This window comes from Pluralibacter gergoviae ATCC 33028 = NBRC 105706, assembly GCF_001598855.1.
Taxonomy (GTDB): Bacteria; Pseudomonadota; Gammaproteobacteria; order Enterobacterales; family Enterobacteriaceae; genus Pluralibacter; species Pluralibacter gergoviae.
Genome location: NZ_BCZS01000002.1, coordinates 78,140 through 97,298 on the forward strand (window position 1 = coordinate 78,140; position 19,159 = coordinate 97,298).

Genomic DNA, 19,159 nt, shown 5'->3' on the forward strand with positions numbered 1-19,159 from the left:
ACACATAATGCACGGGAGGTAATATGTCGCAAAGCCATGCCACGACGCTCAGGGTTAATACGCAGCGGGAAGAGGCGCCGGTGCCGCTGCCCGCCGGGCCGGCGCAGGTGATACGCGATGATGCGGAGGCGATTGCCGTCGCCCATCGGCTGGCGGAGAGTTTTGCCGCGGAGGCCGCGCTGCGCGACCGGGAGGGCATCCTGCCCCTGCGCGAGCTGGACGCCTTTTCGCAAAGCGGACTGTGGGCGATGACCGTTCCCAAAGCGTGGGGCGGAGCGGGCGTTTCCTGGGTCACGGTCGCGAAAGTGATCGCCATTATCTCGGCGGCCGACCCGGCGCTCGGGCAGCTGCCGCAGAATCACCTGGCGGGCGTCGCCCACCTGGTGGAGGACGGCACCCCGGCACAAAAAGAGGTTCTGCTGGCAGAGGTCCTGGCCGGGCTGCGCTGGGGGAACGCTTTCTCAGAGAAAGACTCGCGCACGGTAGCCGAATTCCGGACCCGCTTTCACATCGAGGGCGACGATGTCGTGATTAACGGCGAAAAGTTCTACGCCACCGGCGCGCTGCTGGCCCACCGGATCCACGTTGTGGCCGTCGACGAGCGCGGCAGGGCGCACCTGATCGTGGTGGACCGCAATACGCCGGGGCTGAGCGTCATCAACAACTGGTCCGGCTTCGGCCAGCGGACCACCGCCTCGGGCACCGTTCTGCTGGAGAACGTTCGCGCGCCACTGTCGCGGGTCATCCCCGTTTTTCAGGCCTTTGAGCGTCCGACGGTCGCCGGCCCTGTCTCGCAGATTATCCAGGCGGCAGTGGATGCGGGCATTGCCCGGGGCACGATTGAGGATACGCTGCGCTTCGTGCGCGAACGCTCGCGCCCCTGGGTGGACAGCGGCCAGGCGCGGGCGGCGGAAGATCACTTTACTCTCGCCGCGGTCGGCGATCTGAAGATCCGCCTTCACGCGGCGGAGGCGCTGCTGTGGCGCGCCGGGGAGGCCATCGATCTCGCCCTGCGGCAGCCCGATGAACAGACGGTTGCCGCAGCGGCGGTGGCGACGGCGGAAGCCAAAGTGCTCACGACGGAGATAGCCATTCTGGCCGGCAATAAGCTGTTTGAGCTGGCCGGTACCCGCTCCACGCTGCAGGAGCTTAATCTCGATCGCCATTGGCGCAACGCGCGCACCCACACGCTGCACGATCCGGTGCGCTGGAAGTATTACCACGTCGGGAATTATTACCTCAACGGCACCCCGCCGCCGCGTCACGCCTGGAGCTGAGAAAGCGGCGGGCCGCGCGCGCCATACGCAACCGGCGCGCTTCTGCGTTAAAAGGTATTTTCAGGCGCAGAGCGCGATGGGCATCCACTGCGGGTCCGCTACGCTGCCCCTTTTTCCGCGCCCCCGTTTCGGCCTGAACCTGCCGCAAGCCGTCCGGCGTATGGCGGAAAGAGGATGTGGGGGCGTTATTCATCGTATTTTTCATATGGACAATTTTACGGTTATTTTTGAGTGTAATAAATGAATAATACGATAGTATGGACCGGATATTGGCAGCGTATCAGCGTGAATAGTTTATGAATTTTCTTTTTACTTAATATGACTATTTTGCGGCTGAAGTGAATAAGGCGGTACTAAAAGGCAAGCGGTGCGCAGGGGGAGTGCTTCTGATATATTATTTTGCCATTTTACGCGCGGCGGAGGATCATAAGATATTCAATAAAGAGTAATCATTACGTGCACTAATACATTCGGCACATAACATTCAGCAGATGAATACTTCGCAATACAATGTGATGCAGATCACGTTAAACCCTTTTATTTTATGGGAAATTGCTCAAAACATAGATGTTATTGAGCATTCGCTGTGTGATTTTAAAAAGATCGCATAGTGAGTAACGTCTATAAGCACATCTTTTAATTAGCGGTATGGATACATGGAGTGAAACCAGGAAGTTTGCTATCTCACTTTTTTAACGCTGAAGTTAATTCATTCAATATTTTATTTTTATAAAAATAACAACGAAGTTTGCCGTTGTGGAATACCTCTTGCCTGTAATCTATCCTGGCGAGCACGCACGTGTGGCTAATTTGTATCTCAAGTACTGGATTTTTACTGCGTAATTCTGACTAAATATATTTGTTATAGCCACATCAGGATAGAGCGTTATCGATTGGACAATAAGGATATATCAGCTCTATGCGCACTTTCAAAGTTAATACTCTCGCCAGAGTCATCAAAGGCACGCTGATGATCGGCGCGTCCTGCCTCGCTTCCGGTATCCCGTATTCTTACGCAGATCCCACGGTCATTTCTGATGAAACCCGTGACCACTTATCGGCATTGGAAGTGGGTATGGAGATCGTTGGTACTAATATCAACATTATTACAGCCGCAGAGGGGGATAACGGCCACAGTGTTGTGGCTGAGAATGGTGGACGCATCGCCCTGACGGATAGCTATGTCTCCTCTATTGCAGATGGCGTTGATGCCGTTACCGCTCAGGTTTTGTCAGCCTCCGTCATTACCAATAATGTGAATATTGAAACCGGCGGTGACAATGCCTGGGGAGCCCTTGCTTTTAATACCGGGACCATAAGTCTGAATGGTGGACGCATAAATACATCTGGAGCTGATAGCATCGGGGCTGCTGCCAACTATGCGCGGGTTGATGCCGATAATATAGCCATCGGAACGACGGGTAAAGATGCCGATGCAGTTGCCGCCTTTAATCAGGGGCAGCTCACCATTCACGATGGACAGATAACGACTGCAGGTGACGACGCAAGGGGCGCCGTGGCTAGCGGAGCGGGATCTATTATGTCTATTGATGGCGGCAGTATTACTACTCAGGGTGAAGACGCCTATGGCGTTCTGGCTCTCAATGCAGGCATTGCTGATATTAATGATGGAACGGTTACGACGAGCGGATTATACAGCCACGGCCTTGTATCCTACGGCAGCGATGCCACACTGACGGCAAAAAGTAGCGTAATCGAAACGAGCGGTGAGGCTGCCAATGGTCTGCAGAGTCAGAACAGTGGTCATATCGTTATTCAGAGCAGTAAGGTCAGCACAACCGGCCTGAATGGCATTGGTATGTATTCAACGGGTACCGGCTCATCAATTGAAGCGCAGGATGTCGATATTCAAACCTCAGCTGAGCGGGCGTATGGCGTTGGCGTAATGGGCGCTGCCAGCGCGGCTATCCGCGGTGGTTCGGTGACGACGGCGGGGCCAGAGGCGTATGGTCTTGCCTCGGGAGGTGCTGGCTCATCGCTGACGGCTGAAAATGTGGCTGTGCTGACCGGCGGGGAAAACGGCTACGGCGCGCTTGCGGAGAAAGGCGGAAAAATCGCCATTCAGGGGGGAAAAATCACCACGACAGGACTGCAGGCGAGCGGTATCGCTCTACGCAATCCTGATAGCGCAGTTGAGACACAGGACGTGAGCATACAGACGTCAGGTGACTATGCGTCTGGCGTGGGCGTTACGCTGGGCAGTGGGGCCACAATACGCGGCGGCGCTATTGCCACTACCGGAGTGGAAAGCCACGGTCTGACGAGCAGTGATGCAGGTTCACTGTTAAATGCACAAGACGTTGATATTAAGACCGGCGGCGAAAATGCCTATGGTACTTATGCAATAAAGGGGACCACTGCGGCGATTAATGGTGGAAATATAAATACGACGGGGCAAGGAGGCGTGGGGGTTGCAATCCGGGATTCAGGCACTTCTGTTGACGTATCCGACTTAACTATTGCGACGTCAGGAGAAGTCGCTTACGGCGTGGTGGCTTTGGATGGCGGTGAAGCGACTGTTACTGGCGGCACGATTATTACTCATGGCAAAGAAAGCCACGGTGTAGGCGCGGGCGATGCGGGGTCATCCGCCGTGGTTAAACAGGTCAGCATTGAGACATCGGGAGAGATGGCGCGGGGCGCCAATGTCAGTAATGCTGAAATGACGCTGGACAATAGTGATATCACCACCCACGGTGAGAATGCCTACGGCATTTTCGTGAATAAAGGGGGACATGCCGTCGCGACTAACGGTAGCGTGCTCACGAGTGGCGTACAGGGCCATGGGCTTGGCGTTACAGACGCAGGGTCTTCCCTGACCGCCGAAGGGCTCGCTGTTGAGACCCGTAATGCCTACGCCATGGGCGCGGATGCCGCCTCCGGGGGCGAGATTACGCTTAAAGATGCCCGGGTAAACACGCTTGGCGAAGGTGCTTACGGACTCACCATGTATGATGGCGGCGCCATTTCCGTCAGCGGAAGTGAAGTGCAAACCCAGGGCGCAAATGCCCACGCCATTCAGGCGACCCGCGATGGCATCGATGGCTCTACGGGCTCGGCTGCCGTCAACACCGTTCGCGTCACCAACAGTAGCCTTAAATCGGCGCAGGGCGATACCATTCACGCCGAAGGTACGGCGATGGACGTTGCCTTTGACCAGGTGAAAGATCAGAGCGCCGGCAGCGGCCTGCTTATCAATGCTCTGAATGACCGGAGCGGCAACCGCGCGACGGTGAATTTTAGCGCCAAAGATTCGGCGCTTGTGGGCGATATCGTTGCGGAGGACGGCAATAGCGTATCCGTGACGCTGGATAACACGACATATACCGGCGCGGTGAAAAACGGCGCGACGCTGGCCCTTAATTCGGGCAGTACGTGGAATGTCACCGGCGACTCCAGGCTGAGCCAGTCGCTTGATAACGCAGCGACTATTGCCTTCGCCGCTCCGGTTAACGGCCACTATAAAACGCTGACGACGCAAAACTATACCGGTAACGGTGGGACGATTATTTTTAATTCTGTCCTCGGCGACGATAGCTCACAGAGCGACAGGCTGGTTATTCTCGGTGATTCCGCAGGTTCTTCTAACGTCCGGGTCAATAACCTCGGCGGCAAAGGCGCGCAAACTATCGAGGGGATCGAACTCATCGCCGTAGGCGGTAAGTCAGACGGCGTATTTGCCCGCTCAGGCCGTATTGCGGCAGGGGCCTACGATTACGATCTGCAAAAACGCGATAAAAACTGGTATTTAACCAGCACTTACGTGGAGCCGGTGAAGCCCGTTGATCCGGTTGATCCCGTCACGCCGACCGATCCGGTGACACCGGTCGATCCCGCTACGCCGACCGACCCGGTAACGCCGGTCGATCCCGTTACGCCAACCGAACCGGTAAAACCCGTTGAGCCGGTCACCCCAACCGATCCGGCAACGCCGGTTGATCCCGCGAAGCCGGCCGAACCCGCAGAGCCGGTCACGCCCGTTGATCCGGGTGGCAAAGGAGGCGGTGGCGGCACTTCCGGGTCGGCAAAACATGTCTATCGTCCGGAAACCGGCAGCTATGCCGCTAACCTGATGGCGGCCAATACGCTGTTTAACCTTACGCTGCACGACAGGCTGGGTGAGACGCAGTACACCGATGTCCTGACCGGTGAGCAGAAGGTTACCAGCCTGTGGATGCGTAATGAGGGCGGACACCAGAGAAGTAAAATGGCCGGCGGGCAAAATAAAACCCAGGCAAACCGCTATGTGGTGCAACTGGGTGGCGATCTGGCCCAGTGGACCAGCAACGGGCTGGACCGCTACCATCTGGGGGCGATGGTGGGTTATGCAAACCAGAAAAGCCGGACCCATTCGTCCCTGACGGGCTATCACTCCCGGGGACAAATCCACGGTTACTCAACGGGCCTCTATGGCACCTGGTATGCCAATGAGGCGGATAAGTCGGGACTTTACGTTGATAGCTGGGTGCAGTACAGCTGGTTCAAAAATAAAGTGAACGGCGATGAGCTGCCGGCAGAGAAATACAACTCCCGCGGCTTTACCGCTTCCCTGGAAAGCGGCTATAGCTTCCTGCTTGGCGAGACCCGAACCGCAGAGAATATGGTCAACTCATACTGGATCCAGCCTCAGGCGCAGGCGATCTGGATGGGCGTTAAGGACAAAAAGCATACCGAAGATAACGGTACGCGGGTGCGCGGTAAAGGCCAGAACAACATCCAGACGCGTCTGGGGATGAAGGCCTACATGCAGGGACACAGTGCGATGGATGAGGGTAAGGAGAGAAACTTCCAGCCCTTTGTCGAGGCGAGCTGGATCCATAATACTAAGCGCTTTGGCGTCACCATGGACAGCGTCACCACAAAAATGGACGGTGCCCGAAATATCGCAGAGATCAAAACCGGTGTTGAAGGGCAGATCTCTCAAAACGTTAATCTGTGGGGCAATGTCGCCCAGCAGGTGGGGGATAAAAAATACAGCGATACGCAAGCAGCAATTGGCATTAAATATCTTTTCTGATGCCAACTAAGCGCACTGCGGGCCCTCTGGGCCCGCTTTTTTTACCTGGTGCACAAACACGTGATGCAAATAACGTTAATTTTGCTGTTCGCTATTATTAATCGTGATTTCAAGATCCTGAATTACTGCATCAATATCATCCAGCAGCTTACCCTGCTTGTTCAGCAGCGTATCAAATTTACCGGCGTACTCTTTATCCTTGTACTCGCCCTCATCAAACGCCAGCCAGTGGCTGGAGAGCGTTTCGGTATTGCTCTGCGCATAGTGGCGCATCTCTTTTAACTGTGTGGCGACGTCACGCAGGTAGTCAGCTTTGGTTTTAACGATTTCAGTATCACTCATGCTAATTTTCCTTATGCAGTTAAAATAACGCCTGAGATATTAAGCATAGAGCAATATAGCGTGAATTCACTAAGAATAATCGGAAGTGTCTGCGGCGGGAGAATTTCCCCGGAAATAACTCCGGGGAGAAATATTACTGCGGCGAGCGGCTACGGTTGTGCCTGATAGTCATATTTTTCATATCAATACCGGAGGGCTGCTGGTATATCTCAAGACCAAAATAGCGGGCGATTGCCAGCACATACTCAAAAATTTCAGACTGCGTATCCTCATATTCGGTCCAGAACACGTTCGAGGTGAAGCAGTAAATTTCCAGCGGCAGGCCTTCTGAGGTCGGGCTAAGCTGGCGCACCACCAGATACATATCGTTGCGGATATCGGTGCGGCGGCGAAGGTAGTTAAGCAAATGCTTTCTCAGCAATTCGAGGTTAGTTACGCCGTGTTCAATCAGCTCATGAGCGTTAATTTCACCGACCCGGGTTTTAAGCCAGGTTTCCAGCATGGCGTATTTATCCGCCGACATCTTTTCCAGCGAATGCAGCAGATCCATGGTGGCGAAAGCAATGCTGGACTGGTCGATAAAAAAGCTGCGCTTTATACGCCGGCCGCCGGACTCAAACATCGGCTGCCAGTTGGTATAAGACTCGGTAATAAAGTTTTTGGTCGGCACCCAGGAGACAGTGTTGTCCCAGTTGCGGACTGTGATGGTATGCAGGGCAATATCCGTGACCTCGCCGCTGATATTATTTTGCGGCATTTCGATCCAGTCTCCCTGTTTGATCACGTTGGAAGACGAGACCTGAATATTGGCCACCAGCGAGATAAGCGTATGCTGAAATACCAGCATCAGCACGGCGGCGGCGGCGCCGAGGCTTGAGAAAATAATCACCGGCGAGCGGTTGGATAGCGTGGCAATCACCAGAATCGTGGCAATGGATGACACCAGTATTTTGGCTATCTGAATGAAGCCTTTAATCGAGTGCTGCTTCTCACCGTGCTTCTTGATATAGATGATATTGACCAGATCGAGCATCTGGATCACCATCATGGTGAGGTTAATAATAAACAGCACGCCGCAGATGGTCTTAATCGCCTCCAGCAGCCCCGCGGGCAGGCCTACGATCAGCTGCGCCAGCACGTACACGGTAACGACCGGCACGAGGTTCGCCAGGCCGCGGGCGATACGCGTATCTTTATCGTGAGGGTCCGATTTTTTTGTGTGCAGGATGAAGCGTCTGACAATGTTCAGCAAAAAAAACTTACAGATCATTGAGGCGACGAAACCGGCGAGCAGTAAAAAAATCACCGCGACCACGGAAAACGCAATTTCATTGCCCCGAAGCCAGTTCCAGGCGATAAGCAGATCGTGCATAAGGGCGTTCCTCAGTATGCGAAGAAATAGACCATCATGGTTATTCTGAGTATATCGTTTTTACAAAAGATGGGATTTTAGCGGCACGTTAAGAATAAGCGGAAGAAGAGAGCCGCCGGCGGAGGAGGGCGCCGGCGGCAGGGACTATCAGGACTTATCGCCGTTTTCGAGGTTCTCTACCTGCGGGATGCCGTCCACGGCGGTGCTGGAGAGCAGACCGGTGCGCGCGTAGCCGAACAGCTTCTCGCGGGTATCGGTGATATCCAGGTTACGCATGGTCAGCTGGCCGATACGATCGTCCGGCGAGAACACCGAGTCGCCTTTCTCCATCGTCAGGCGCTCCGGCTTATAGGTCAGGTTGTCCGATACCGTATTCAGGATCGAGTAGTCGTTGCCGCGGCGCAGCTCCAGCGTCACTTCGCCGGTGATCTGGCTGGCGACCCAGCGCTGCAGCGCATCGCGCAGCATCAGCGCCTGGGAGTCAAACCAGCGGCCCTGGTACAGCAGGCGGCCAAGCTGGCGACCGTGGGCGTGGTACTGCTCGATAGTGTCTTCGTTGTGAATACCGGTCAGCAGGCGCTCGTAGGCGATATGCAGCAGCGCCATGCCCGGGGCTTCATAAATACCGCGGCTCTTGGCTTCAATGATGCGGTTTTCAATCTGGTCGCTCATGCCCAGTCCGTGGCGGCCGCCGATGCGGTTGGCTTCCATCATCAGCTCGACGTCGTCGCTGAAGGTTTTGCCGTTCAGCGCCACCGGATGGCCCTGCTCAAAGCGCACGGTCACTTCTTCGGCCGGGATCTTCACATTCTCGTCCCAGAACTTCACGCCCATGATCGGATTGACGATTTTGACGCTGGAGTTCAGGAACTCAAGATCCTTCGCTTCGTGCGTCGCACCGAGCATGTTGGAGTCGGTCGAGTAGGCTTTCTCAACGGACATCTTGTAATCGAAGCCGCAGGCAATCATAAACTCTGACATCTCCTGGCGGCCGCCCAGCTCGTCGATAAAATCAGTATCGAGCCACGGCTTGTAAATTTTCAGCTCGGCGTTGGTCAGCAGCCCGTAACGATAGAAGCGCTCGATATCGTTGCCTTTGTAGGTGCTGCCGTCGCCCCAGATGTTCACGCCATCTTCTTTCATCGCGGCGACCAGCATGGTGCCGGTTACGGCGCGGCCCAGCGGCGTGGTATTGAAGTAGGTCAGGCCGCCGGTGGTATTGTGGAACGCACCGCACTGAATCGCAGCGATGCCTTCGGCTACCAGCTGCTTACGGCAGTCGATAAGACGAGCATTTTCGGCGCCATATTCCATTGCCCGACGCGGGATCGCGTCGTAATCATCCTCGTCCGGCTGGCCCAGGTTTGCGGTATAGGCATAAGGCACGGCGCCTTTTTTTCGCATCCACAGCAGTGCGGCGCTGGTGTCCAGACCGCCGGAGAAAGCGATGCCAATACGTTGACCAACCGGAAGATGCTTGAGTATCGTCGTCATAAAGTAAAACCCTGCTTGCCAGACTGTGTTGAAGTGTATGCGCTTACTGAAATTGCATGTTTATGCAAAATAAGTGAGTTTTCATTTAATCATCTTTTTAGGGTAACAGGAAGGGCTTCGTCGGGTTTCACCGAAAAAATCTGCCACAACTTGCTAACACAGGCATATCAGCAGGTTTCTCCGGCGGGCGCAATCCTCCGATCCTTTCATTGACAGACGCCACTCCTTTTCTCTATACTGCACCCCGATTTTACGTCCCGTCTCGGTACCAAATCCCAGCAGTATTTGCGTTTTTTGCTCAAAATGGGTAAAATACGCCACGTTTCAGGCGCGGGGTGGAGCAGCCTGGTAGCTCGTCGGGCTCATAACCCGAAGGTCGTCGGTTCAAATCCGGCCCCCGCAACCACTTTCCCTTTGAGTTCTTTTTCAAATATACTTCGCACAATCGTTGACGAATTTGAAAAAATTCTCTCGGAAAGTACTCGAACCGCAGTTGCGGTTCCAGGGTTCAGTTATATAAAACCCCGATTTATCGGGGTTTTTTGTTATCTGACTAAAGAATAACTGGGCTTTATGCCCTTTTTTTATGTCCTGGGGGTGGGCTTGTCCACATTAGAACAGAAATTGACAGAGATGCTGACGGCGCCGGTTGAGGCCTTGGGCTTCGAGCTGGTCGGCATCGAATTTATTCGCGGTCGCACATCGACGCTGCGCATCTATATTGATAGTGAGAATGGCATCAATGTTGATGATTGTGCTGATGTGAGCCACCAGGTCAGTGCCGTCATGGATGTCGAAGACCCCATTACCGTCGCGTACAACCTGGAAGTTTCCTCACCGGGACTCGACCGTCCTCTGTTTATTGCCGAACACTACACCCGTTTTATCGGCGAAGAGGCATCTCTGGTCCTGCGCATGGCGGTTCAGAACCGTCGCAAATGGCAGGGCATTATCAAAGCGGTAGACGGTGAAATGATTACACTCGCTGTCGAAGGCAAAGATGAAGTGTTCGCGCTGAGTAACATCCAGAAGGCGAACCTGGTTCCCCACTTTTAACAGTCTGGATTGAGGTGAAAGGCCACGATGAACAAAGAAATTTTGGCTGTTGTTGAAGCCGTTTCCAACGAAAAGGCGCTGCCGCGCGAAAAGATTTTCGAAGCACTGGAAAGCGCTCTGGCAACGGCGACCAAGAAAAAATACGAGCAAGAGATCGACGTTCGCGTTGAAATCGACCGCAGAAGCGGCGACTTTGATACCTTCCGCCGCTGGTTAGTGGTCGAAGAAGTCACAATGCCGACTCGCGAAATCACTCTCGAAGCGGCCCGCTACGAAGACGAAAGCATGAACGTGGGCGACTACGTTGAAGATCAGATTGAATCTGTCACCTTCGACCGCATCACCACGCAGACCGCCAAGCAGGTTATCGTGCAGAAAGTGCGCGAAGCCGAGCGTGCGCTGGTCGTCGATCAGTTCCGCGAGCACGAAGGTGAAATCATCACCGGCGTGGTCAAGAAAGTGAACCGCGACAACATCTCTCTGGATCTGGGCAATAACGCAGAAGCCGTTATTCTGCGCGAAGACATGCTGCCGCGTGAAAACTTCCGTCCGGGCGACCGCATTCGCGGCGTACTTTACTCCGTACGTCCGGAAGCGCGCGGTGCGCAGCTGTTCGTCACCCGCTCCAAGCCGGAGATGCTGATTGAACTGTTCCGCATCGAAGTGCCGGAAATTGGTGAAGAAGTTATCGAGATTAAAGCCGCCGCCCGCGATCCGGGTTCCCGCGCTAAAATCGCGGTAAAAACCAACGACAAGCGTATCGACCCGGTCGGCGCCTGTGTGGGTATGCGCGGCGCGCGCGTTCAGGCCGTCTCTACTGAGCTTGGCGGCGAGCGTATCGACATCGTGCTGTGGGACGATAACCCGGCGCAGTTTGTGATTAACGCCATGGCCCCGGCTGACGTAGCATCCATCGTGGTTGATGAAGATAAACACACCATGGATATCGCGGTAGAAGCGGGCAACCTGGCGCAGGCGATTGGCCGTAACGGTCAGAACGTCCGCCTCGCCTCGCAGCTGAGCGGCTGGGATCTCAACGTCATGACCGTTGATGACCTGCAGGCGAAGCATCAGGCGGAAGCCCACGCGGCGATCGATACCTTCACCAAATATCTCGATATTGATGAAGAGTTCGCCACGGTACTGGTGGAAGAAGGCTTCTCCAGCCTCGAAGAGCTGGCCTACGTGCCAATTAAAGAGCTGCTGGAAATCGACGGTCTCGACGAAGATACCGTAGAAGCCCTCCGTGAACGCGCGAAAAACGCATTGACTACGCTGGCGCTGGCCCAGGAAGAGAGCCTCGGTGATAACAAACCGGCTGACGATCTGCTGAACCTTGAAGGTATGGATCGTCCTCTGGCGCTCACGCTTGCCGCCCGCGGTGTTTGTACGCTGGAAGATCTCGCCGAGCAGGGCATTGATGATCTGGCCGATATCGAAGGGTTAACCGACGAGAAAGCCGGCGAACTCATCATGGCCGCACGCAATATTTGCTGGTTTGGCGACGAAGCGTAATAAACTGTAGCAGGAAGGAACAGCATGACCGATGTAACCGTAAAAACGCTGGCCGCTGAGATTCAGACCTCTGTGGACCGCCTGGTACAGCAATTTGCTGATGCAGGTATCCCGAAGAAGGCTGATGATGCAGTAAGCCCGCAAGAGAAACAAACTCTGTTAACGCACCTGAACCGTGAAAACAACTCCGGTCCGGGTAAGCTGACGCTGCAGCGCAAAACGCGCAGCACCCTGAGCGTCCCGGGTACCGGTGGTAAGAGCAAATCGGTACAGATCGAAGTCCGCAAAACGCGCACCTTTGTAAAACGCGATCCGCAGGAAGCCGAACGACTGGCCGCGGAAGAAGAGGCGAAGCGTGAAGCGGAAGAACAGGCCCGCCGCGAGGCTGAAGAAGCAGCCAAACGCGAGGCACAGGCAAAAGCTGAACGTGAGGCCGCGGAAAAAGCCAAGCGCGAATCTGCTGAGCAAGCAAAGCGTGACGCTGCGGAAAAAGACACAGTGAATCAACAGACAGACAATATGACCAAAACCGCCCAGGCCGAAAAGGCCCGCCGTGAAGCCGAAGCCGCCGAGCTGAAGCGTAAATCGGAAGAAGAAGCGCGTCGCAAGCTGGAAGAAGAAGCTCGCCGCGTAGCGGAAGAAGCGCGCCGCATGGCTGAAGAGAACGAGAAGAACGGCGTTGATACCGTTGAGCCGGTAGAAGATACCAGCGACTATCACGTGACCACTTCCCAGCACGCGCGCCAGGCTGAAGACGAAAACGATCGCGAAAGCGAAGGCGGCCGTACCCGCACCCGCAGCGCGAAAGCGGCGCGTCCTCAGAAGAAAGGCAACAAGCACTCTGAATCGAAAGCCGATCGTGAAGAAGCCCGTGCGGCCATTCGCGGCGGTAAAGGCGGCAAGCACCGTAAAGGTTCTACTCTGCAGCAGGGCTTCCAGAAGCCGGCGCAGGCCGTTAACCGCGACGTGGTGATTGGCGAAACCATCACCGTCGGCGAGCTGGCGAACAAGATGGCGGTCAAAGGCTCTCAGGTCATCAAAGCGATGATGAAGCTGGGCGCGATGGCGACCATCAACCAGGTTATCGATCAGGAGACCGCGCAGCTGGTGGCCGAAGAGATGGGCCACAAAGTTATCCTGCGTCGTGAAAACGAGCTGGAAGAAGCGGTAATGAGCGACCGTGATACCGGCGCGGCGGCTGAACCGCGCGCACCGGTAGTGACCATCATGGGTCACGTTGACCACGGTAAAACCTCGCTGCTCGACTACATTCGTTCTACTAAGGTTGCCTCCGGCGAAGCGGGTGGTATTACCCAGCACATCGGTGCCTACCACGTAGAAACCGACAACGGCATGATCACCTTCCTGGATACCCCGGGCCACGCCGCGTTTACCTCCATGCGTGCCCGCGGTGCGCAGGCGACGGATATCGTGGTCCTGGTGGTTGCTGCCGACGACGGCGTGATGCCGCAGACCATCGAAGCTATCCAGCACGCGAAAGCGGCGCAGGTGCCTCTGGTGGTTGCCGTCAACAAAATCGATAAGCCGGAAGCCGATCTGGACCGCGTGAAGAACGAACTCTCCCAGTACGGCGTTATGCCGGAAGAGTGGGGCGGCGAAGCGCAGTTCATCCCGGTTTCCGCGAAAGCCGGTACCGGTATCGACGACCTGCTGAACGCTATCCTGCTGCAGGCGGAAGTGCTCGAACTGAAAGCAGTACGTAAAGGTATGGCCAGCGGCGCGGTTATCGAATCCTTCCTCGACAAAGGCCGTGGCCCGGTTGCCACCGTGCTGGTGCGCGAAGGTACCCTGCACAAGGGCGATATCGTGCTGTGCGGCTTCGAGTACGGCCGCGTGCGTGCGATGCGCGACGAACTCGGCAAAGAGGTGATGGAAGCGGGTCCGTCCATTCCGGTTGAGATCCTCGGCCTGTCCGGCGTTCCGGCTGCCGGTGACGAAGTGACCGTGGTTCGCGACGAGAAGAAAGCGCGTGAAGTTGCGCTCTATCGTCAGGGCAAATTCCGCGAAGTTAAGCTGGCGCGTCAGCAGAAATCCAAGCTGGAAAACATGTTTGCCAACATGACCGAAGGCGAAGTTCACGAAGTGAACGTGGTGCTGAAGGCCGACGTACAGGGTTCCGTGGAGGCGATCTCCGACTCCCTGCTGAAGCTCTCCACCGACGAAGTGAAGGTGAAGATCATCGGCTCCGGCGTGGGCGGCATCACTGAAACCGACGCCACCCTGGCGGCTGCGTCCAACGCTATCCTCGTGGGCTTCAACGTGCGTGCCGATGCCTCTGCGCGCAAAGTTATCGAAGCGGAAAGCCTGGATCTGCGCTACTACTCCGTCATCTATAATCTGATCGACGAAGTGAAGGCGGCGATGAGCGGCATGCTCTCTCCGGAACTCAAGCAGCAGATCATCGGCCTGGCCGAAGTGCGCGACGTGTTCAAATCACCGAAATTCGGTGCGATCGCGGGCTGTATGGTTACCGAGGGCATCATCAAGCGCCACAACCCAATCCGCGTTCTGCGCGACAACGTGGTTATCTATGAAGGCGAGCTGGAATCCCTGCGCCGCTTCAAGGATGACGTTAACGAAGTCCGTAACGGCATGGAGTGTGGTATCGGCGTGAAGAACTACAACGACGTTCGCGTTGGCGATATGATCGAAGTGTTCGAGATTATCGAGATCCAACGTAGTATTGATTGATCCACAGCGGATTGATCAATGTAGGCCGGGTAAGCGAAGCGCCACCCGGCAGTTATTTAAAAAGGGGCTTTTAGCCCCTTTTTTATCTGGAGAATTTACTATGGCGAAAGAATTTGGTCGCCCGCAGCGCGTGGCCCAGGAGATGCAGAAAGAGATTGCTATCATCCTGCAGCGCGAAATCAAGGACCCGCGTCTGGGCCTGATGACCACCGTGTCCGGCGTCGAGATGTCCCGCGATCTGGCCTATGCGAAAGTGTACGTCACCTTCCTCAACGATGAAGATGAAGCTTCCGTCAAAGCGGGCATTAAAGCCCTGCAGGAAGCCTCCGGCTTTATCCGCAGCCTGCTCGGCAAAGCGATGCGCCTGCGCATCGTGCCGGAGCTGACCTTCTTCTACGACAACTCGCTGGTTGAAGGTATGCGCATGTCTAACCTGGTGACCAGCGTGGTGAAGCATGACGACGAGCGTCGTGTGAACCCGGACGACAGCAAGGAGGACTGATGAGTCGTCCCCGTCGTCGCGGTCGCGATATTCACGGCGTGCTGCTGCTGGACAAGCCGCAGGGTGCCTCCAGCAACGACGTGCTGCAGAAGGTGAAGCGCCTGTACAACGCCAACCGCGCCGGGCATACCGGCGCGCTGGATCCGCTGGCGACCGGCATGCTGCCGATCTGCCTCGGTGAGGCCACCAAGTTTTCTCAGTACCTGCTCGACTCCGACAAGCGCTATCGCGTCATCGCGAAGCTCGGCCAGCGCACCGATACCTCCGACGCCGATGGCCAGGTGGTCGAGGAGCGCCCGCTGACCTTTAGCGACGCCGACCTCGCGAGCGCGCTGGAGAGCTTCCGCGGCGATACGATGCAGGTGCCGTCGATGTACTCCGCGCTCAAGTACCAGGGTAAAAAGCTCTACGAGTACGCGCGTCAGGGCATCGAGGTGCCGCGCGAGGCGCGGCCAATCACGGTCTATGAGCTGCTGTTCATCCGCCACGAAGGCGATGAACTGGAGCTGGAGATCCACTGCTCCAAAGGCACCTACATCCGCACCATCATCGACGATCTCGGTGAGAAGCTCGGCTGCGGCGCCCACGTCATCATGCTGCGCCGCCTGGCGGTGAGCCGCTATCCGGTCGAGCGCATGGTGACCCTGGAGCAGCTGCAGGCGCGGGTAGCAGAGGCCGAAGCCCGCGACATCCCGGCGGCACAGCTGCTCGATCCGCTGCTGATGCCGATGGACAGCCCGGCCTCCGATTTTCCGCTGGTGAATCTGCCGCTGACCTCGTCGGTCTACTTTAAGAACGGCAATCCGGTACGTACCGCCGGCGCTCCCGCAGGCGGCCTGGTCCGCGTGACGGAAGGCGAAGAGGGCAAGTTTATCGGCATGGGCGAAATCGACGACGAGGGCCGCGTGGCGCCGCGTCGTCTGGTGGTTGAGTACCCGCAGTAATCGGCCCATCTTGCGATAACAGGCCGCTGCGAGTAGAATATCGCCGCTTAGCGTCCGGCTTTTGTTAAACAACCGCCGGGGCGCTAACCTCGGGGCTGCTGAATTAGAGATCGGCACCCCTTTATTTCTTTTAATCTGGAGTACAACATGTCTCTAAGCGTTGAAGCTAAAGCAAAAATCGTTTCCGAGTTTGGTCGTGGTGCTAACGACAGCGGTTCTACCGAAGTTCAGGTTGCCCTGCTGACCGCGCAGATCAACCACCTGCAGGGCCACTTTGCAGAGCACAAAAAAGATCACCACAGCCGTCGTGGTCTGCTGCGCATGGTTTCTCAGCGTCGTAAACTGCTCGACTACCTGAAACGTAAAGATGTTGCACGCTACACTGCGCTGATCGAGCGTCTGGGTCTGCGTCGCTAACTCTTGCGAGTTTCTGAAAGAGGGGCCTGATGGCCCCTTTTTTCACACTGACGGCAGCAATTAAACAGAAAGTAATGTATTGTTTGTGTTGCTGTAATTAACACTCTTCAGTGCAGCGTTTCGCGCGGCTAATGAGAGTCCTGGGCACTCTGGCGCAGGCCTCTCATTAGTCGCGAGGATGCAGTGAAGATAAGTTCCATTAGCGGCTCGCTGAAGGCAGCCGTTACTTATTGAGAAAGGAAAAGATTTTGCTGAATCCTATCGTTCGCAAGTTCCAGTATGGTCAACATACCGTAACCCTCGAAACCGGCATGATGGCGCGTCAGGCTTCTGCTGCCGTCATGGTAAGCATGGATGACACTGCGGTTTTCGTTACCGTTGTTGGTCAGAAAAAAGCCAAGCCGGGCCAGGACTTCTTCCCGCTGACCGTGAACTATCAGGAGCGTACCTACGCTGCCGGTAAAATCCCGGGCGGCTTCTTCCGCCGCGAAGGCCGTCCGAGCGAAGGCGAAACCCTGATTGCGCGTCTGATTGACCGCCCGGTTCGTCCGCTGTTCCCGGAAGGTTTCGTTAACGAAGTGCAGGTTATTGCCACTGTTGTTTCCGTAAACCCGCAGGTTAACCCGGACATCGTCGCGATGATCGGTGCTTCTGCCGCGCTGTCCCTGTCCGGTATTCCGTTCAACGGCCCGATCGGCGCCGCGCGCGTGGGCTACATCAACGACCAGTACGTGCTGAACCCGACCCAGGAAGAGCTGAAATCCAGCAAACTGGACCTGGTGGTTGCCGGTACCGAAGCCGCCGTGCTGATGGTGGAATCCGAAGCCGAACTGCTGAGCGAAGACCAGATGCTGGGCGCCGTGGTATTTGGCCACGAGCAGCAGCAGATCGTCATCCAGACCATCAACGATCTGGTGAAAGAAGCGGGCAAACCGCGCTGGGACTGGCAGCCTGAAGCCGTTAACGAGCCGCTGCTGGCGCGCGTTACCGAGCTGGCGCAGTCTCGCCTGAGCGACGCCTACCGCATCACCGACAAGCAGGAGCGCTACGCGCAGGTTGACGTCATCAAGTCTGAAGTCATCGACACCCTGGTTGCCGAAGACGAATCCCTCGACGCTAACGAGCTGGGCGACATCCTGCACGGCATTGAGAAAAACGTCGTTCGCAGCCGCGTGCTGGCCGGCGAGCCGCGCATCGACGGTCGTGAAAAAGACATGATCCGCGGTCTGGATGTGCGCACCGGCGTACTGCCGCGCACCCACGGTTCCGCGCTGTTCACCCGCGGCGAAACGCAGGCGCTGGTCACCGCGACCCTCGGCACCGCCCGCGACGCGCAGAACATCGATGAGCTGATGGGCGAACGTACCGACAGCTTCCTGTTCCACTACAACTTCCCTCCGTACTCCGTCGGCGAAACCGGCATGGTCGGTTCACCGAAGCGTCGTGAAATTGGTCACGGTCGCCTGGCGAAGCGCGGCGTGCTGGCCGTGATGCCGACCACCGAAGAGTTCCCGTATACCGTTCGCGTGGTGTCTGAAATCACCGAATCTAACGGCTCTTCCTCCATGGCTTCCGTGTGCGGCGCCTCGCTGGCGCTGATGGACGCGGGCGTGCCGGTGAAATCTGCGGTTGCTGGTATCGCGATGGGTCTGGTGAAAGAGGGCGACAACTACGTCGTACTGTCTGACATCCTCGGCGACGAAGATCACCTCGGCGACATGGACTTCAAAGTGGCGGGCTCCCGCGACGGTATCTCTGCGCTGCAGATGGATATCAAAATTGAAGGCATCACCAAAGAGATCATGCAGGTGGCGCTGAACCAGGCTAAAGGTGCGCGTCTGCACATTCTGGGCGTGATGGAGCAGGCGATCAACGCGCCGCGCGGCGATATCTCTGAATTCGCACCGCGTATCCACACCATTAAGATCAGCCCGGACAAGATCAAAGACGTGATCGGTAAAGGCGGCTCGGTGATCCGCGCGCTGACCGAAGAGACCGGCACCACCATCGAAATCGAAGATGACGGTACCGTGAAGATCGCAGCGACCGACGGCGACAAAGCGCAGCACGCTATCCGCCGTATCGAAGAGATCACCGCTGAAATCGAAGTTGGCCGTATCTACAATGGTAAAGTAACCCGCATCGTTGACTTTGGCGCTTTCGTTGCCATCGGCGGCGGTAAAGAGGGTCTGGTTCACATCTCGCAGATCGCCGACAAGCGCGTAGAGAAAGTGACCGATTACCTGCAGATGGGTCAGGAAGTACCGGTTAAAGTTCTGGAAGTTGACCGCCAGGGCCGCGTACGTCTGAGCATTAAAGAAGCGACCGAGCAGACTCAGCCTGCCGCCGCGCCGGAAGCACCGGCCGCGGAACAGGGCGAGTAACGTTGTCGTTAGCCCTCCGCGATAGCGGAGGGCGCATTCCGGGCAGGACGCTTGTTTGCTGTTGGGGAACAGGACGTTCATCCAATCGTTGTCTTCGGGAGTGGGA

The 19,159-nt window shown here is 56.3% G+C and carries 12 protein-coding genes and 1 tRNA gene; 10 read left to right on the forward strand and 3 right to left on the reverse strand.

Annotated features, from left to right (window positions below; translation table 11 throughout):
* Window positions 1–23 precede the first annotated feature (23 nt).
* Both ENGE1_RS02845 and ENGE1_RS29140 read left to right on the forward strand, forming a co-directional pair.
* Window positions 24–1,277, forward strand: a complete 1,254-nt coding sequence (locus ENGE1_RS02845) for an SfnB family sulfur acquisition oxidoreductase (protein ID WP_048253817.1) — start codon at window positions 24–26, stop codon at window positions 1,275–1,277.
* Between the two features lie 919 nt (window positions 1,278–2,196).
* Entirely contained in the window at window positions 2,197–6,315 is a 4,119-nt protein-coding gene (locus ENGE1_RS29140) for an autotransporter outer membrane beta-barrel domain-containing protein (protein ID WP_176579555.1), read from the forward strand.
* A 75-nt stretch (window positions 6,316–6,390) separates the two neighbouring features.
* On the opposite strand, the gene ENGE1_RS02860 is transcribed toward ENGE1_RS29140, so the two are convergent.
* The 3 genes from ENGE1_RS02860 to argG form a co-directional block, all read right to left on the reverse strand.
* Entirely contained in the window at window positions 6,391–6,657 is a 267-nt protein-coding gene (locus ENGE1_RS02860; RefSeq protein ID WP_045288778.1) for a hypothetical protein, read from the reverse strand.
* Window positions 6,658–6,790: 133 nt separating this feature from the next.
* On the reverse strand, window positions 6,791–8,029 hold the full coding sequence (locus ENGE1_RS02865; protein WP_043080867.1) for a mechanosensitive ion channel family protein: 1,239 nt from the start codon (window positions 8,027–8,029) through the stop codon (window positions 6,791–6,793).
* 147 nt (window positions 8,030–8,176) lie between these two features.
* Entirely contained in the window at window positions 8,177–9,523 is a 1,347-nt protein-coding gene (gene argG, locus ENGE1_RS02870) for an argininosuccinate synthase (protein ID WP_043080866.1), read from the reverse strand.
* Between the two features lie 329 nt (window positions 9,524–9,852).
* Between argG and ENGE1_RS02875 the strand changes: the two genes are divergently transcribed.
* The 8 genes from ENGE1_RS02875 to pnp all read left to right on the forward strand — a co-directional run bounded on the left by ENGE1_RS02875 (window position 9,853) and on the right by pnp (window position 19,053).
* A tRNA-Met gene (locus ENGE1_RS02875) sits at window positions 9,853–9,929 on the forward strand.
* A 197-nt stretch (window positions 9,930–10,126) separates the two neighbouring features.
* Window positions 10,127–10,579, forward strand: a complete 453-nt coding sequence (rimP, locus tag ENGE1_RS02880; RefSeq protein WP_043086287.1) for a ribosome maturation factor RimP — start codon at window positions 10,127–10,129, stop codon at window positions 10,577–10,579.
* A 27-nt stretch (window positions 10,580–10,606) separates the two neighbouring features.
* Window positions 10,607–12,094 carry a transcription termination factor NusA gene (gene nusA / locus ENGE1_RS02885; protein ID WP_045288779.1) on the forward strand — a complete coding sequence of 496 codons (1,488 nt, stop codon included), beginning with the start codon at window positions 10,607–10,609 and terminating at the stop codon, window positions 12,092–12,094.
* 24 nt (window positions 12,095–12,118) lie between these two features.
* Complete coding sequence (gene infB, locus ENGE1_RS02890) at window positions 12,119–14,806, forward strand: translation initiation factor IF-2 (protein ID WP_045288780.1); 2,688 nt, start codon at window positions 12,119–12,121, stop codon at window positions 14,804–14,806.
* Between the two features lie 100 nt (window positions 14,807–14,906).
* Window positions 14,907–15,308 carry a 30S ribosome-binding factor RbfA gene (rbfA, locus tag ENGE1_RS02895; RefSeq protein WP_043080863.1) on the forward strand — a complete coding sequence of 134 codons (402 nt, stop codon included), beginning with the start codon at window positions 14,907–14,909 and terminating at the stop codon, window positions 15,306–15,308.
* A complete protein-coding gene (gene truB / locus ENGE1_RS02900) occupies window positions 15,308–16,252 on the forward strand; it encodes a tRNA pseudouridine(55) synthase TruB (RefSeq protein WP_048253815.1) in 945 nt (314 codons plus the stop codon). The genes rbfA and truB overlap by 1 nt, the downstream gene beginning before the upstream one ends.
* 147 nt (window positions 16,253–16,399) lie before the next feature.
* Window positions 16,400–16,669: a 30S ribosomal protein S15 gene (rpsO, locus tag ENGE1_RS02905; RefSeq protein WP_024552689.1), complete on the forward strand. Its 270-nt coding sequence runs from the start codon at window positions 16,400–16,402 to the stop codon at window positions 16,667–16,669.
* Window positions 16,670–16,917: 248 nt separating this feature from the next.
* The gene (gene pnp, locus ENGE1_RS02910; protein ID WP_043080861.1) at window positions 16,918–19,053 is read left to right on the forward strand and encodes a polyribonucleotide nucleotidyltransferase; all 2,136 of its coding nucleotides are present in this window, start codon (window positions 16,918–16,920) and stop codon (window positions 19,051–19,053) included.
* Window positions 19,054–19,159: the final 106 nt, after the last annotated feature.